The 16,103-nt window shown below is 61.8% G+C and carries 14 protein-coding genes, 1 tRNA gene and 1 pseudogene; 1 reads left to right on the top strand and 15 read right to left on the bottom strand.

Annotation, left to right across the window (positions count from 1 at the left end; all coding sequences use genetic code 11):
- Window positions 1-4: 4 nt before the first annotated feature.
- The 14 genes and pseudogenes from rbfA to tolB all read right to left on the bottom strand — a co-directional run bounded on the left by rbfA (window position 5) and on the right by tolB (window position 12,923).
- Window positions 5-376 (bottom strand): 30S ribosome-binding factor RbfA, encoded by a 372-nt coding sequence (gene rbfA, locus AC3WUT_RS20965; RefSeq protein WP_492349031.1) that lies wholly within the window; start codon window positions 374-376, stop codon window positions 5-7.
- 27 nt (window positions 377-403) lie between these two features.
- The gene (gene infB, locus AC3WUT_RS20970; RefSeq protein ID WP_492349032.1) at window positions 404-3,277 is read right to left on the bottom strand and encodes a translation initiation factor IF-2; all 2,874 of its coding nucleotides are present in this window, start codon (window positions 3,275-3,277) and stop codon (window positions 404-406) included.
- Between the two features lie 24 nt (window positions 3,278-3,301).
- Window positions 3,302-4,786, bottom strand: a complete 1,485-nt coding sequence (nusA, locus tag AC3WUT_RS20975) for a transcription termination factor NusA (protein WP_492349033.1) — start codon at window positions 4,784-4,786, stop codon at window positions 3,302-3,304.
- A 66-nt stretch (window positions 4,787-4,852) separates the two neighbouring features.
- Entirely contained in the window at window positions 4,853-5,446 is a 594-nt protein-coding gene (gene rimP / locus AC3WUT_RS20980; protein ID WP_492349160.1) for a ribosome maturation factor RimP, read from the bottom strand.
- A 180-nt stretch (window positions 5,447-5,626) separates the two neighbouring features.
- A complete protein-coding gene (locus AC3WUT_RS20985; protein WP_492349034.1) occupies window positions 5,627-6,040 on the bottom strand; it encodes a thioredoxin family protein in 414 nt (137 codons plus the stop codon).
- A 34-nt stretch (window positions 6,041-6,074) separates the two neighbouring features.
- Window positions 6,075-6,602, bottom strand: a complete 528-nt coding sequence (locus tag AC3WUT_RS20990) for a c-type cytochrome (RefSeq protein WP_492349161.1) — start codon at window positions 6,600-6,602, stop codon at window positions 6,075-6,077.
- Window positions 6,603-6,938: 336 nt separating this feature from the next.
- Window positions 6,939-7,478 (bottom strand): annotated as a pseudogene (locus AC3WUT_RS20995) (c-type cytochrome); the annotation flags it as partial.
- Window positions 7,373-8,029, bottom strand: coding sequence for a c-type cytochrome (locus AC3WUT_RS21000; RefSeq protein ID WP_492349035.1), 657 nt, complete (start codon window positions 8,027-8,029; stop codon window positions 7,373-7,375). The pseudogene AC3WUT_RS20995 and the gene AC3WUT_RS21000, both read right to left, overlap by 106 nt.
- Window positions 8,030-8,220: 191 nt before the next feature.
- On the bottom strand, window positions 8,221-9,318 hold the full coding sequence (locus tag AC3WUT_RS21005) for an acyltransferase family protein (protein ID WP_492349036.1): 1,098 nt from the start codon (window positions 9,316-9,318) through the stop codon (window positions 8,221-8,223).
- Window positions 9,319-9,365: 47 nt separating this feature from the next.
- Window positions 9,366-9,441, bottom strand: a tRNA-Lys gene (locus tag AC3WUT_RS21010).
- A gap of 46 nt (window positions 9,442-9,487) precedes the next feature.
- Window positions 9,488-10,288, bottom strand: a complete 801-nt coding sequence (locus AC3WUT_RS21015; RefSeq protein WP_492349037.1) for a tRNA threonylcarbamoyladenosine dehydratase — start codon at window positions 10,286-10,288, stop codon at window positions 9,488-9,490.
- Between the two features lie 4 nt (window positions 10,289-10,292).
- Window positions 10,293-11,066, bottom strand: coding sequence for a tol-pal system protein YbgF (gene ybgF, locus AC3WUT_RS21020; RefSeq protein ID WP_492349038.1), 774 nt, complete (start codon window positions 11,064-11,066; stop codon window positions 10,293-10,295).
- A gap of 20 nt (window positions 11,067-11,086) precedes the next feature.
- Entirely contained in the window at window positions 11,087-11,629 is a 543-nt protein-coding gene (gene pal / locus AC3WUT_RS21025; protein WP_492349039.1) for a peptidoglycan-associated lipoprotein Pal, read from the bottom strand.
- 67 nt (window positions 11,630-11,696) lie between these two features.
- Window positions 11,697-12,923 (bottom strand): Tol-Pal system beta propeller repeat protein TolB, encoded by a 1,227-nt coding sequence (gene tolB, locus AC3WUT_RS21030; RefSeq protein ID WP_492349162.1) that lies wholly within the window; start codon window positions 12,921-12,923, stop codon window positions 11,697-11,699.
- Between the two features lie 329 nt (window positions 12,924-13,252).
- On the opposite strand from tolB, the gene msbA reads away from it, so the two are divergent.
- Window positions 13,253-15,073, top strand: a complete 1,821-nt coding sequence (msbA, locus tag AC3WUT_RS21035; RefSeq protein ID WP_492349040.1) for a lipid A export permease/ATP-binding protein MsbA — start codon at window positions 13,253-13,255, stop codon at window positions 15,071-15,073.
- Window positions 15,074-15,290: 217 nt separating this feature from the next.
- On the opposite strand, the gene AC3WUT_RS21040 is transcribed toward msbA, so the two are convergent.
- Window positions 15,291-16,103: an aldose epimerase family protein gene (locus AC3WUT_RS21040; protein ID WP_492349041.1), complete on the bottom strand. Its 813-nt coding sequence runs from the start codon at window positions 16,101-16,103 to the stop codon at window positions 15,291-15,293.

The following is a 16,103-nucleotide window of genomic DNA, read 5'->3' on the forward strand; positions in this document are numbered from 1 at the left end:
GGGGTCAGTCGTCTTTCGCGCGAGAAGAAACCGCCTTGGCAATCAAGGCGTTCATGTCGGCCGCACGCTCGGTGGTGCGGTCGAAGTGGAAGTGCAGTGTCGGCACAGTGTGAATGTGCAGACGCTTGAACAGGCCGTTGCGCAGGAAGCCGGCGGCCTGGTTCAGCGCTTCCTCGGTTTCTTTCGGGTCGCCAATCAGGAGACTGAAATACACCTTGGCGTGCGCATAGTCGGGCGTCACCTCCACAGCCTGCAGGGTGACCATGCCGACACGCGGATCTTTGAGTTCGCGCGCGATCAGCTCGGTCAGATCGCGCTGGATCTGATCGGCCACCTTGAAGCTGCGGTTAGGGGTGCTGGATGCCTTGCGTACCATCGTCTTGCTCGGGTCGTCGCCTCACGCTCACAGCGTGCGGGCGATTTCCTTGATCTCGAAGAACTCCAACTGGTCGCCCACGGAGATGTCGTTGTAGTTCTTGAGCTTGATACCGCACTCGAAGCCTTCCTTGACTTCGCGGACATCGTCCTTGACGCGCTTGAGGGACTCAAGCTCGCCAGTGTAGATGACCACGTTGTCGCGCAGCAGGCGGAAGCGTGCCGAGCGGTTGACCATGCCAGAGGTGACCATACAGCCAGCCACCGTGCCGATCTTGGAGGCGACGAACACAGTGCGGATTTCGGCCGTACCGATGACTTCTTCCTTCTTGTCCGGCGTCAGCATGCCCGACATCGCTGCCTTCAACTCATCGACGGCGTCGTAAATGATGTTGTAGTAATGGATGTCAACCGAGTTGCCTTCGGCCGTCTTGCGGGCGCCGGCATCGGCACGCACGTTGAAGCCGATCACGATGGCCTTCGATGCGATGGCCAGGTTGATGTCGGATTCACTGATCGCGCCCACAGCGGCGTAGACCAGTTGCACCTTGACTTCGTCGGTGGAGAGCTTGAGCAGCGAGGCAGCCAGGGCTTCCTGCGAACCCTGCACGTCGGCCTTGATGATGATCGGCAAGGTCTTGACTTCGCCTGCCGACATGTCGGAGAACATGTTCTCCAGCTTGGCGGCCTGTTGCTTGGCCAGCTTGGTGTTGCGGAACTTGCCGGCGCGGTAGGTGGCGATTTCACGGGCACGGCGTTCATCCGTGAGCACCATGAATTCATCACCGGCCTGAGGCACTTCGGTCAGACCCTGGATTTCAACCGGGATCGACGGACCTGCCGACTTGATGGCGCGGCCGGCTTCATCGAGCATGGCACGCACACGACCGTAGGTCTGGCCAGCCAGCACCACATCACCCGTCTTGAGCGTACCGGACTGAACCAGCACGGTGGCCACGGGGCCACGGCCCTTGTCGAGCTTGGCTTCGATCACCAGGCCCTTGGCGTTGGCATCAACCGGGGCCTTGAGTTCCAACACTTCAGCCTGCAGCAGCACCTGTTCGAGCAACTCATCGATGCCCGTCCCCATCTTGGCCGACACCGGCACAAAGGGAGACTCGCCGCCGAACTCTTCAGGCACGACTTCTTCAGCCACCAACTCGCTCTTCACGCGCTCCAGGTTGGCATCCGGCTTGTCGATCTTGTTGATGGCGACCACGATCGGTACACCCGCAGCCTTGGCATGCTTGATGGCTTCCTTGGTCTGCGGCATCACGCCGTCGTCGGCAGCCACCACCAGGATGACAATGTCGGTGGCCTGAGCGCCACGGGCACGCATGGCCGTGAAGGCCTCGTGGCCCGGGGTGTCCAGGAAGGACACCATGCCGCGCGGGGTTTCCACGTGGTAGGCGCCAATGTGCTGGGTGATGCCACCGGCTTCGCCAGAGGCCACCTTGGTGCGACGGATGTAATCCAGCAGCGAGGTCTTGCCGTGGTCGACGTGGCCCATCACGGTCACGACAGGTGCACGAGGCAGTTGTTCGGCGTCCTGGGCTGCCACGTCTTCGTCGGTGAAGGCTTCCGGGTCATCCAGTGCGGCCACGATGGCCTTGTGCCCCATTTCCTCGACCACGATCATCGCGGTGTCCTGATCCAGCGGCTGGTTGATGGTGACCATCTGACCCAGCTTCATCAGGTGCTTGATCACCTCGGAGGCCTTGACCGCCATCTTGTGGGCCAGTTCGGCCACGGTGATGGTTTCAGGCACGTGCACTTCGATCACACGTGCTTCAGCCGGTGCCTGCTGCTGCTGGTCATCGCGGCTGTCGCGGTCATTGCCACGGCGGCCACGCGGACCACTGCGCCAACTGTTGCGGCCCACGCCACCACTGCTGTCGCCGCGGGTCTTGATTTCTTTCTTCTTGGCCGGATCGCCCGCCCAGCTGGAGGACAGCTTGGCCGACTTGACTTCCTTGTTGCCACCAGGGCCTGCGGCAGGTGCCGGTGCGTTGGCCGTGCGGGTGCCCGCACCAGCGCCAGGTGTTCCGGCAGGCTTGTGCAGCGTGCCCTTGACGCCAGCCTTGGCATCAGCAGGCTTGGCCACCGGCTTCGGCTCCTCGGGCTTCTTGGCCACGAGAACCTTCTTGGGAGTGGCCATCATCGAACGGATGGCGGCCGCTTCGGCCTCGGCCTTGCGGCGGCGCTCGCTCAGGTCGGCGGCACGGGTGGCCTCTTCTTGAGCGCGGGCCCGGGATTCGGACTCAGCCTTCTCACGTGCAGCAGCGGCGGCGGCACGCACGGCAGCGGCAGCTTCTGCCTGCTCCTTGCTGGCCACTTCCTTCTCAGCCATGGCTTGGGCCCGACGGGCTTCTTCCTGGGCGGCATAGGCGGCGGCACGCTCTTCGGCTTCGCGTTCACGACGCTCCAGCTCTTCGCGCTCACGGCGCTTGGTCGCCAGCTCGGTTTCCTGATCACGGATCTGCTCGGCCTGGCGACGGGCTTCTTCCTCACGGCGGCTCAGGTCAGCGTTGTGTGCGGTTTCAGCGGCCGTCGGCGGCACTTCCTGCTCCACCACAGCGGCGGATTCAGGGCGCACGTCTTCCTCGCGCTGGATGAAGGTGCGCTTCTTGCGCACTTCCACCTGAATGGTGCGCGCCTTGCCAGTGGCATCGGCTTGCTTGATTTCGCTGGTCGACTTCTTGACGAGCGTGATCTTCTTGCGATCCACAGCCGTGGTGCCGTGGCTTGCTTGCAGAAAACTCAGCAGCTGCTGCTTGTCGGACTCGGTCAGGTTGTCGGAAGAGGAGCGCTTGGAAACGCCCGCCGTGCGAAGCTGCTCGAGCAGGGTTTCAGGGGACTTCTTGAGTTCGTTAGCGAACTCGGCGACAGTGGTACTTGACATATTTGGTTCTTGCCTCCATGACCATTACTCTTGACCCGCGAACCAATGTTCGCGTGCCTTCATGATCAAAGCCGTGGCTTCTTCAGGGGTCTGGCCGGTGATGTCGGTGAGTTCATCCACCGCCAGATCCGCCAGTTCGTCGCGGGTATGGACCCCGCCAGCTGCCAGCTTGCCGATCAATTCGGGGCTGAGGCCCTCGAGATCACGCAAGTCCTGGGAAACTTCGTCAACGCTCTCTTCACGAGCGATTTCCATGGTCAGCAGAGCATCCTTGGCCCGCGAACGCAGTTCATTCACCGTGTCTTCGTCGAAGCTTTCGATCTCCAGCATTTCCTGGATCGGCACATAGGCCACTTCTTCGAGGCTGGTGAAGCCTTCAGAAATCAGGATCTCGGCGATTTCCTCGTCGACATCCAGCTTTTCCATGAACAACTGGCGCGTGGCCTGTGTTTCATTGGCTTGTTTCTGAGCCGATTCGGCTGCGTCCATGATGTTGATCTTCCAACCCGTCAGGTCAGAGGCCAAGCGCACGTTCTGACCACCGCGGCCGATGGCGATGGCGAGGTTCTCTTCGTCCACCACCACATCCATGGCGTGCTTTTCTTCGTCCACCACAATCGACTGCACGTTGGCTGGGGCCAGTGCACCGATCACGAACTGAGCCGGGTCTTCGCTCCACAGCACGATGTCGACGCGTTCACCTGCCAATTCGTTGGTCACGGCATTGACGCGGGTGCCGCGCACGCCAACGCAGGTGCCGATCGGGTCGACACGCTTGTCGTGCGACAGCACGGCGATCTTGGCGCGGGAGCCGGCATCACGGGCGCAAGACTTGATCTCAAGCAGGCCTTGCTCGATTTCAGGCACTTCCTGACGGAACAGTTCGATCATGAATTCTGGCGCCGAACGCGACAACACGATCGGAGCACCTCGCAGGGTCAGATCGACTTCCATGATCATGGCGCGGACGCGGTCGCCATTGCGCAGGTTTTCCTTGGGGATCATCTCGCCACGACGCAGACGGCCTTCGACACGACCCGACTCGACGATGATGTCGCCCTTGTCCATGCGCTTGACCGTGCCGACAAAAATCTTGTCGCCACGCGACATGAAGTCGTTGAGCAGCATTTCGCGCTCGGCGTCACGGATCTTCTGGAGAATCACCTGCTTGGCTGCCATGGCGCCAATGCGGCCGATCGGCACCGAAGGAACGGACTCTTCGATGTACTCGTCGAGTTCGATGTCAGGGATCTGTTCCTTGGCTTCGAACAGCAGGATTTCCTGGTCAGGCAGTTGCAGACCGGCCTCATCGGGCACCACGTGCCAGCGGCGGAAGGTCTCGTAATTGCCCGTGTCGCGGTCAATCGCCACGCGAATGTCCACCTCGCCCTCATAGAGCTTCTTGGTAGCCTGGGCCAGTGCCGATTCGACGGCCCCAAAGACCACATCACGCTCCACATTCTTTTCGCGCGAGATGGCTTCGACCAACATCAACAATTCGCGATTCATGTCACGACTCTCCTATCCAAAACGATGCAATGGGGGTGCTGGCAGATCGCTCGGCCAAGCACCCGTTCAAGCAGACGGCGCTTCCTGCGGGGAAGCGCGCCCTTTGAAATCGACGATGGGCGCCAGACGGGCTTCGCGAAGCTCATCAAGCGTGAAACCAAGCACCTGCAAGGGCGCAGGCACGCGCTTCTTGCTGATCTTCTGCCCAGGCTTGACCGCCGGCTCATCACGCCAGACGATTTGCCACTGGGCCGGTGCTTCGGCAGATTCGACACGCTCCAGCGTGCCGCGAAATTTCTTGCGACTCGCGCTAACCAGGCCACCGGCTGCGGCGCCCATGGGGCTTTTCAAGGTGATGTCGATGATCTCGCCCACAAAACGCACGAAATCCTGTTCGTTGCGCAACGGCCTGTCCAGACCGGGAGAGGAGACCTCGAGACGCCGATAGTCCACATCTTCGACTTCAAGAGCGAATTGCAGTTGGCGAGTGACTTTTTCGCAATCTTCGACCGTGACATACACGGGCGGCAGGGCTGCGGCTTCGGGAGACCAGGGCAGATCAATGGTGATGCGTAGCAAGCCCGATGCGGAGCGCTCGATCTCCACGAGGTCATAACCCAGTCCAGTTACGGTTTGTTCGACGGTTTGCTGTAGCGCCACGTTGATCCGGATGCAACCTGTTAAGAGGTGGTCAGTGGCGCCAAAAGCCAGGTTCACACCAGGGCACAAGCACCACACCAAAAACGATTAACCAAAAAAAACGGGCGGTAATTACCCGCCCGTTTGGTCGTGAAGCCCTTATTGTAACGTCTAAAGTGTTGATTTGCAAAGGTTTCAGCTTTAGTTTTTGCACGAGGCGGGATCAGTGCATACCGTATCGACGCCCAGCACCCCGCGCACCCTTTGCCACAAGGCCTTTGCTTCTGCATCAGTCCTCGGAACGCGCCCCGGATCGGCCTGGAATCCACCCAGCAAACGCACCAGAACTTCGGGCTGCGGAGGCAAGGCGCCGAAGTGGTGCACCTCAGTGCCACAAGCGATCAACAAGGTGGGAAAGGTCTCCACATCCACGTCGCCCATGACCTCCGCTTCGTCTTCAATGTCCACCCAATGAAAGGCAGCTTCAGGATGGCGCGCCGCCAGAGCACGGAATCCTGCCGAATACTCCTTGCAGACCCCGCACCAACCGGCACAGAGACAAACCACAAACCACTCTGACATCGACACCCCCAGTTTGGCCGGATGGTAGCGCAAACTTTTGCAAGTTCATGATCCATGGGCCGCATTTTCAATGCGCAGTTCCGCCGTCGCGAAGAACATCCAGAGGCAGGACTGGCGGCGCGGCGTTTCCCCAGGCATTGCGCACATAGGACAACACAGCAGCCACCTCTTCGTCACGCAAGACCAGACGAAAAGGCGGCATGCCATGCGGCCGCGGGTTGTCCAGCGTACTGGGTCCATACCCACCCTCCAGCACCGTACGCACCAGATTGCTGGTTTGCGGCATCAGCACAGCCCGATTGCCAGCCAACGCGGGGTAGGCCCCCTTGACGCCCTGCCCCTGCTCACCATGACAGGAGGAACAATGGCGCTCATAGAGCTGCCCCCCTGGACCCGCCGCAGCGACAGAAGGCACATGCACCCGCCCCCCCTCCGCCGAGGGCAAGTGTCCAGACGCCTGCGAAGATGGCTCCAGATAGGACGCCATGGCGCGCAAATCCTCCGGACTGAGGTACTGCGTACTGCGGAAGACGACTTCGGCCATGGGGCCGGTCACCACGGCAGCTGCGCCCGCGCCCGATTTGAGCACCTTCACCCACTCTTCACCCCTCCCAGCCGCCACCCCAGCCTGCTCCGCATCCACGAGTGACGGGGCATACCACCCCTGTCCAGGCAGACGGTACCCCGCCAATTCAGCGCCAGGGCGATAACCACCCAGGGCATCTCGCGGAGTATGACAAGCACCGCAATGACCCAATCCCTGAACCAGATAGGCACCGCGGTTCCAGGACGGGCTTCGATCGGGCAGGTCCTGCCAGACTGCGGGACGGAAATACAAGCCGCGCCAGAAAGCCAGCGCCCATTGCGTGCGGTAAGGCCAAGCCAAATCATGAGGCCGATTTTCACGAGTGACTGGCGGGATCGTTCTCAAATAAGCCCACAAAGCCATCGCATCCTCTGGCGTCACCCGACTGAACTCAAGGTACGGGAACGCAGGATTCAGCAGGCGCCCATCGCGCGAACGCCCGTGCCTTAGAGCCCACCAGAAATCGTCCGCCGTCCAACGCCCCAGACCCGTCGCTGGATCGGAGGTCAAGTTGCTGGAAAACACACGCCCGAACGGGGTTTCGATCGCTCGCCCCCCGCCATATATCGGGCCACCTTGTGCGGTATGGCAAGCTGCGCAATTGCCGGCCCTGGCCAGATAGGCACCCCGGGACACCTGATCGGCGGGCAAGGCCTGTTCACCCTCCCCAGACAGGACAGGCAAAGCCTCCGCCGGATCGCGCCAACCCATCCAAAGTAGCGCAGCAAACACCGTCAACACCGCCCCACAAACCAACGCCGCGACCCAAATCAATCGCCTCATGACGCCTCCCTCACGCTCAGGCCACCACATTTCAAAGGCAGGGGCTGAGGCAGACTCTTGACCGCCCGAGCATTCGCAGGCAACGGCTGAGTGGCCAGCCATGCCGAGACGGCGCTGACCTCGTCAGCACTCAGCATGCGTGCGACACGAGCCATGCAATCAGGAGCCAAAGCCTGTCGCTGCCCCGTCTGCCATGCGCCCAACTGGCTGTTGAGGTAATCCCGAGGCAAACCAAGCAGGCCAGGCACCGCCGGCTGCAAACCCGTCATCGCCGGGCCGTGGCATTGAACACAGGCCGGCAAGCCGCGTGCACCATCGCCCTGCTGAACCAGGCGTTTGCCACGCTCCAGCTGCGCGGCATCCACCTGCGGTGGACGCGGTGCCGGATAGGGGATCTCCAACTCGGCAAAGTAGCCCGCCATCTCCGCCAGGTAGGCGTCGCTGAGGTGCTCCAGCAAACCGGACATCAGGGGATAGCGTCTGCGACCCTCCCGGAAATTCAACAACTGATGGTAAAGGTAGCCCTGCGGTTTGCCCGCCAAGCGAGGAAAGTACCCGTCCGGCGTGGCCCGCCCTTCGCGGCCATGGCAGGCCGTACAGGCCTGAAGACGTGCAGCCATCGAGTCCGGAGGTGGTACAGCAGAATTCGACATCGGGGCCGGCGCACCACCATTCGGCTTCTGAGCCCATGACAAGGCCGATGCCAGCAAGATCACACCCACAAGGGCCTTAAACCACCAATCACGCTGCACCAGCCACCTCACTCGCCTTGAATCAAAGATACAAAGCACTCTAACGGGCGCCGACCAAAGCACCCATAGCAGAAGCCCGATAAAAGACCGGATCAGCGCAGAGCCGCCAACGCACCCATGACCTTGGCGCTGCCACGATTTTCGACCAGCAGCCAGAACAGGTGACCGCAAGCCAGGCTGCTCATCAAGGCCAAGCCCATCCCAAGGATGTTGACCCAGGGCTGGGTCGGAAACCAATGATGCCAAGCGGCGTTGAACAGCAGACAGATGGGAAAGTGAATCAAGAAAACCGAATAGGAAATTCGGCCCAGCCAAGCCAACAAACCATGATGCAGCCAATGCCAGGAGCCGCGCAGCAACACCACGCCAAGCAACATCGAAGTTGCCAAGGCAATGGCAATGCGAATGCGGAACTCCAGCATCAACGCCAGACCACCGACCGCCGCCAGAGCAGCCAGCCACAACCAAGGATGACGGCGCCCCGAAGCCCAACGCGCCATCATCCCCAGCGCGTAGGAGCCGAAGAAATAGAGCCCCGTGACATCAAACCCGGCGTCCCGATTGAAGAACAGCAGCGAAGCAAGCATGAGCACGCTGGTGAGGCTGACCACCCAGGCCGTCAGGCGCGATCGTGCCACCACATCATGGGGATCCATGGGCCCAGCCAGCTTCTGACCCATCCAGAACAACAACACCGCCAGGCTGTACAACTGCAAATCGATGGCCACATACCAGACACCCGCAGACAGCGCCTCATGCCCCAGCCAGTTATGCAACATGAACACATGCGAGACGACACGCCAAAAATCAGGCGCCGACGGCACCGACTCATGGTGCAACCATGGCCTGATCAAAGCAGCCATGACGATGGCCAGCAGCAAGGCGGAGACATAAGGGATGGCCAGGCGAAGATACCGCTGCCAGACAAGGGAGAAAAGAGGAACACGCTGCCCAGAACGGGCAAAGCGGGACAGTTGGCCTGCCGTGAGAAAACCAGCCATGACCAAAAACACCTGAACAGCCAGGCGACCATAGTCATACAGCCAACTGATGAGGGCCGGCGCAAGGGCCAGCGCCACATCCGACATGGGACCATAAAAAGCCAGATGGTGACTCACGATGAGCACACAGGCGACGCCTTTGAGGGCGTCCACCAGAGGCATTCGATTGACAGCACTAGAAGTCGTCATGACGGCCCATGAAAAAAGCCAGCCCCACGGGCTGGCTTGGGTGTCTTTGGTGGGACGTGCGGGGGTCGAACCCACGACAAACGGATTAAAAGTCCGCTGCTCTACCAACTGAGCTAACGTCCCAACAGCTTTTTCAAATTTTCGATATCTGAATCAGCGAAGCCTCAGATTATATCGTGTTTTTTGACCGTTTAGAACTCACGGCAGCCAATTGATCCAAAACCCAGCCTGCCGCACATTGCCCGAACGTGGCGGTCACGCTAACCACCGACCCATAGCCATGGCAATTCAAGGATCCGTCGCCAGCCAACTGGCACGATGGATCCGGGGGGGCCACTGCCTCGCGACTGAACACGCAGGCCACACCCATGCGCTTACCATCCTTGGGCGCCGCATGCTCGCGGCGCAAGCGGTATCTGAGTTGAGCCAGCAAGGGATCGTGGGTGGTCTGGCTCAGGTCGTCAATGTCCACCAGATGAGCCTGACGCTTGCCACCGGCTGCACCCACCGAAATGAAGGGCACCGAACTTCGCCGAGCCCAGGCGGCCAGCGCCGTCTTGGTTTTGACCTGATCACAGGCATCGATCACCGCAGAAGCCCCGACAGGCCACAAGTCATGCCAATTCTCGGGGGTCACGAAATCCTCCACCCGATGCACGACACAGCCCGGATGGATGTCGGCGATGCGCTCGGCCATGGCGTCCACCTTGGCCTGCCCCACCGTGGCACCCAAGGCATGGATCTGGCGGTTGATGTTGGACTCGGCCACATTGTCCAGGTCGATCAAGGTCAGCTCAGCCACGCCACTGCGCGCCAAAGCCTCGGCTGCCCAGGAGCCCACGCCGCCGATGCCTACCACCACCACATGGGCCGCGCGGATGCGCGCGGCACCCTCGACACCGTACAAACGCGCCAAGCCGCCGAAGCGCCTGTCGAGGTCAGGCTCAAGGCCCTCCAGCAGGTCGGCCACAGGCTTACTTCATGCGGGCGATGCGGTCACGTGCTGCCGTGGCAGCCTCGGACTGCGGGTACACCTTGACCAGGTCTTCCAAGGTCTTGCGGGCAGCCTTGGCGTCCTTCAACTCGGTCTGGCAGTTGGCAATCGACAACGCGGCCTCCGGCGCCCGAGGAGAATCGGAGGCCACGCTCAACAGCGTCTTGAAGTTGGCAATGGCCTCTTTGTAATCACGTGTCGCGTACTGCGCGTTGCCCAACCAGAACAAGGCCGTCGGCATATAGCCGCTTTGCGGATAACGACGGATGAAATCAGCAAACCCGCTCTGCGCCTGAGGGAACGCCCCTTGCCTGAATTGTCCCAGGGCAGCCTCGAAGTCTTTCTTTTCGGCCGGATCCACCTGGAACTCGCGACCGTCCACCGTCACCTTGACGGGCTCGAAGCGCCGCAGGCGGTCATCCACGCCCTGGGCAATGTCCTTCTGCCGACGCTGCATCTCGGCCACGTCACGTGCAAGTTGCTCGTTCTGGCCACGCAGACTGGCCTGTTCAGCGCGCAAAGTCTCAATTTGCGCCTGCAGATCCAACAGACTGCGGCGCAGTTGGGCCAGGTCTTCTGCAGCACGTGACGCTTCGTCGGCTTGGCGGCGGGTCTGACCGTCCACCTTCTGACGCAACTCGATGATGGCCTGACGAGCCTCATCGTCACCGAACAGCGCAGCCTGGCTGGGCTGCGAGACCAAGGCCGCGCAGGCCAATGCCACGCCCGACAAGGTGCGGGCCACAGGGTTCATGGAGCAGCGCATGGCCATGTTCAACGGTAGGTGATTTCAACGCGGCGGTTCTGTGCCAGCGAGGCCTCGTCGGCGCCCAGAGCCACCGGCTTTTCCTTGCCAAAGCTCACAGCCTCAAGCTGCGAATCAGACACCCCCAGCAAGGTCAGCGAACGGCGCACCGCTTCGGCACGCTTTTGGCCCAGGGCCAGGTTGTATTCGCGGCCGCCACGCTCATCAGTGTGACCCTCCAGGTTCACCTTGCGGGCCGGATTGGATTTCAGGAAACGGGCATGCGCATCCAGCAAGGCCTGGAACTGCGGCTTGACCACGTAGCTGTCGTAATCGAAATAAACCAGACGCTCAACACCGACCGGGCCTGCGGCCTTGCTGTCCGCACCGTTCAGGTCAACCCCCTTGACACCGCTTTGTGACGTGCCAGAGGCATTGCCGCTGGCATCTGTCGAACCTGTGGTGCTGGTGGCGCTGCGGTCTTCGACCGGGGCCGGGTCCAGCTTGACGCCGGAGCTGCAACCCGCCACCAGCATGGCGGCCACCAGGGCGATGGAGAAACGTTGGCTCATGAAAAACTCCTGAATGATGTTGATCTGTCAATCTGTAGGGCCTGCCGTGCACAAGGCATCGTCAAGCTCAATTCTTCTGGAAAGGGGCCCAGTCGGGTTCGCGGATGTCGCCGCCCTGCCCCGCCAAGCGGGCTTTGATCTTGCCATCGAGCGTGGTCGTCATCAGGGCTTCACGCCCCCCTTGCTGCGTTGCGTAAACGATCAGCCGGCCGTTCGGGGCAAAGCTGGGGCTCTCATCAGCCTGGGTATCGGTGATCGCGTTGACGGTGCCCGACCCAAGATCCATCACATGGAGCTTGAAAGCGCCTGACACCCGCGAGATGTACGCCAGCCATCGACCGTCCGGGCTCAGCGTGGGCGAAATGTTGTACCCGCCCGTGAAGGTCACCCGTTCAGCGGCCCCACCAGTGGTGGCCACACGGTAGATTTGCGGGGCGCCGCCGCGGTCGCTGACGAAATAGATGTAACGGCCATCGGCCGAATACACCGGCTCGGTGTCAATGCCATTGCTCTGCAAAAGCCGACGTGGCTCTCCGCCGTTGACCGAGTCAATGGTGTAGAGCTGGGAGCCCCCGTCGCGGCTCAGCGTGACAGCCAACTGACGCCCATCGGGCGACCAGGCCGGGGCACTGTTCGAGCCCTTGAAATTGGCAATCAGCCTACGCTTGCCACTGCTCACGTCATGCACATAGACCACAGGCTTGCGCGACTCGAAAGACACATAGGCCAATTGCCCTCCAGAGGGCGACCACGCTGGCGAAATGATGGGCTCAGGGCTGGTCAGGGCCGACTGGGAGTTCTCACCATCGGCATCGGCGACCCAAAGGTTGTATTTCAGACCCGCCTTCGTTACGTAGGCGATGCGGGTCGAAAAAATGCCTTTTTCACCGGTCAGCTTTTCATAAACGAAGTCGGCGATGCGGTGTGAGACAAGGCGCAGGTCGGCGGCTGGCACGGCATAGCTCTGGCCACCCAGATCCTGCCCTCGGACCACGTCCCACAGCCTGAAGCGAACGTCATAGCGGCCGTCAGCCAACTTGGAGATGCTGCCGGTCACCAGCGAATCGGTATTACGCTGCCGCCACAGGCTCACGTCCGGGCGGGAAGCCTCGTCCAACTGGGGCCCTGAGGCATCGATGGGGCGGAACTGTCCGCTTCGCTCCAGGTCGGCCGCAATGATGCCTGCCGGTCGCTGAGGCGTGCTGGTCTCGCCCCTGAAGGGCGCCACAGCAATGGGCAGTTGTGTCAGGCCCACGCCAGACACTTCGACGCGGAACTGGGCCATGGCTGGCATGGCCGCCGACAGGGCCAGGCCCGTCAGCAGAGCGCGCCGCGAGGCTTGGAAAAAAGGAGCGGAACCAGGGAGATCGTGGCGTTGGAGATTCATTCGCAGTGGTGGTCAGGTGACGACACGGGAATTGGTTGGGCGGCGGATGAAAGGCGAGTGGCACCGCGCCAAAGACCGTGATGTTACACACTGCCCAAGGGGCACTGTCACAAAGTGTGTACTTTACATGGTCCGCAGTGGTGTCAATCTGTATCAAGCGCGGGCCCTCATGGGGCCTCAGGCCGGGTCTCCATACCGCTCGGGCACGCGGGGGACCCGTAGAATCGGCCCCCAACATGCCCACCGATGATGCCAACCACCCCACTCTGCCCTTGCGCCAACGACTGGCGCGCCTGAACAGCTACTTTGGGCGCCAGCCCATGGCCTGGAGCATGGCCGTACTGGCCACGCTGATCGGCGCCGGCACCGAACCCCTGATACCGGCCCTGATGCAGCCGCTGCTGGACCAGGGCTTTACCAAGGGCACTTTGCCGCTGTGGTTTGTGCCATTGGCACTGATGGGCTTGTTTGTCATCCGTGGCTTGGCTCAATTCATCGCCCAGTACGCACTGGCTCGCATCGCCAATGACGGCATGATGCGCCTGCGCAAAGACCTGTTTGATCGCCTGCTCAGCGCTGACTTGCGCCTTTTCCGCGAGCAAAGTGCCAGTGCACTGTCCAACACGGTGGTTTACGAGGTGCAGACCGGTGCCCAGTTGCTGGTGCAGTCCGCGCTGGGCTTCTCGCGCGACGGCTTCACATTGCTGGCCCTGCTGGGCTATCTGCTTTACCTGAACTGGCAGCTCACGCTGATCGTGGGAGTGGTCGTGCCGGGGGTGGCCTGGGTGATGAAAACCCTATCAAAACGCCTTTACCGCCTCACCAAGGCCAGCCAACAGGCCACGGATGAGCTGGCCTATGTGGTCGAAGAAAACGTGCTGGCTCATCGAATGGTGCGCCTGCATGGCGCACAGCGTGGCCAGGCTGGGCGCTTTGAGGGCCTGAGTCAACGCCTGCGTGGCCTGGCCATCAAGGGAACGATCGCCTCGTCGGCCATGACGCCCTTGACCCAGTTGCTGTCGGCAGGCGCCCTGTCGGTGGTGATCTGCGTGGCCCTTTGGCAGGGGCGCCAAGTGACTGGTGCGACCAATGCGGCCATCACCGTCGGGGGCTTTGTGGCCTTCATCACCGCCATGTTGATGTTGATCGCCCCCATCCGGCGACTCGCCGATCTGGCCAACCCGCTGACACGCGGCCTGGCCGCACTGGAACGCGGACTGCGGCTGCTGGACCAGGTCCAGCCTGAAACCCAAGGTTCACACCAGGCCACCACGGTGCGTGGACACTTGGAATTGCAAAGCGTCTCGGTCAGTTACCACGCCGACAATCCGCCGGCCCTGGACCAGGTCAGCCTGCGGATCGAGCCTGGTGAAGTGGTGGCCCTGGTCGGTCCATCGGGCTCGGGCAAGACAACTCTGGCCAATTTGCTGCCACGCTTTGTGAGCCCCAGCCAGGGGCAGGTACTGCTGGACGGTGTGGCCCTGCCCGACTGGAACCTCGGCTCTCTGCGCCATCAGTTCGCCCTGGTCAGTCAGGATGTCGTGATGTTCAACGACAGTCTGGCCAACAACGTGGCCATGGGCCAGGCCGTGGACGAGGCTCGTGTTCTGGCCTGCCTTCAGGCCGCCAACCTCGGCGACTACGTGGCCCGGCAGCCTGAGGGGCTGCGCAGTGTGGTGGGCCACAACGCTCACCAGTTGTCGGGTGGGCAGCGCCAACGCCTGGCCATCGCCCGCGCCCTGTACAAAGACGCACCGATCCTGATCCTCGACGAAGCCACCTCGGCCTTGGACACGGAGTCTGAGCGGCTGGTGCAAGAGGCCCTGAACCGGCTCATGGCAGGTCGCACCACTGTGGTGATTGCGCACCGACTCTCCACCATCGAGCATGCAAACCGGGTGGTGGTGATGGCCGAGGGGCGGATCGCAGAACAAGGCACCCATGCGGAATTGATGGCCCGGCAGGGCCTTTACGCCCGTTTGCAGGCCCAAAGCGGCGGCGGGCACGGCATGAGCCCAAGCACCTCGCTCGACAGCCCAACTGAGCAGGCCAACTGAGCCTTTAGAGCGCCCCCGGCATGCCTGGGGCGCGCACCCAACGCCCCCTTCATCCTGAAAACTGGCTGGGTGGTCCATTCTTTAAACCGATGCAGATAACATTTAGAGTCTTGTGAACAAGCTGAACTGTGGGCTGCTGGCAGCCTTCAAGCCGCAGGAGCCAAGTCAGACTTGGCGCGAATCCGCAGCCCTGCAAGAACCGCGTGGTTTGGGGTTCTTAGGCGCCATCGGGGCGTGCCCCCGAAACACACTCCCAACGTACCTGAAGCGTGCCCTTGAAACCCGCCCCCGGTGCCAGCCACTGCATGGGGCGGGCGCACACCGGCTCGATGCAAATGAATTGGAGTGCCTCGTGATCAGGCAGGTCTGACAGGCCCCGGGCCCCTTCCTGCCCTGGATTCCAGACCATCCACTGCGTGAAGCCGCTGGCCTGCAGGTGCAAGGTGTGGGTCGAGGTCTTCAACTGCAGTGAGGGAAGCCCCTCGAACAGGTACTCCATGCCCTCCGGCCCAAAGCGCCAGGGCTGAGCCTGGGGTGGCAAGGGCTGACCGGACAGGTTGTCCAACCCCGGTGTGGCCTCCAGCCCCAGCAGCTCGCAAGCCTCCAGCGATGACACTGCCCAATACGGATGAAGGCCACCCCCCCATTCAAAACCCGTCTGCCCGGTGTTCTCCACCTGCCAATTCAGATTCAAGGCCCCTCTGTCCAGGGTGGCAATCAGGCGCAATCGCGCTGCGTGCGGCCATCCATCCAACTGGTCTGGCAGTACCTCCAGGCAGTAGCTCAGAGAGTCAGGCTCGGCACGCTCCAGCGTCCAACGCTGATGCCGGGCAAAGCCGTGCTTGCGCCCCGGGCCAAACTGCGCGAACTGCGGAAACAGCAAAGGCACGCCCCCACGCGCCGGCTGGTCGGCCAAGCTCAAGGGGCTGAGGTACAGCAGAGACAATCCCTGTGGGGTGACTGCCTGCAGCAACTGCGCCCCCAAAGCCTGGTGGCGCAAACCCTGCGCATCCTCCTGACCGTTCAGCAT

The sequence above is a fragment of the Curvibacter sp. EU05-FHT14A10 genome (genome assembly GCF_058791075.1).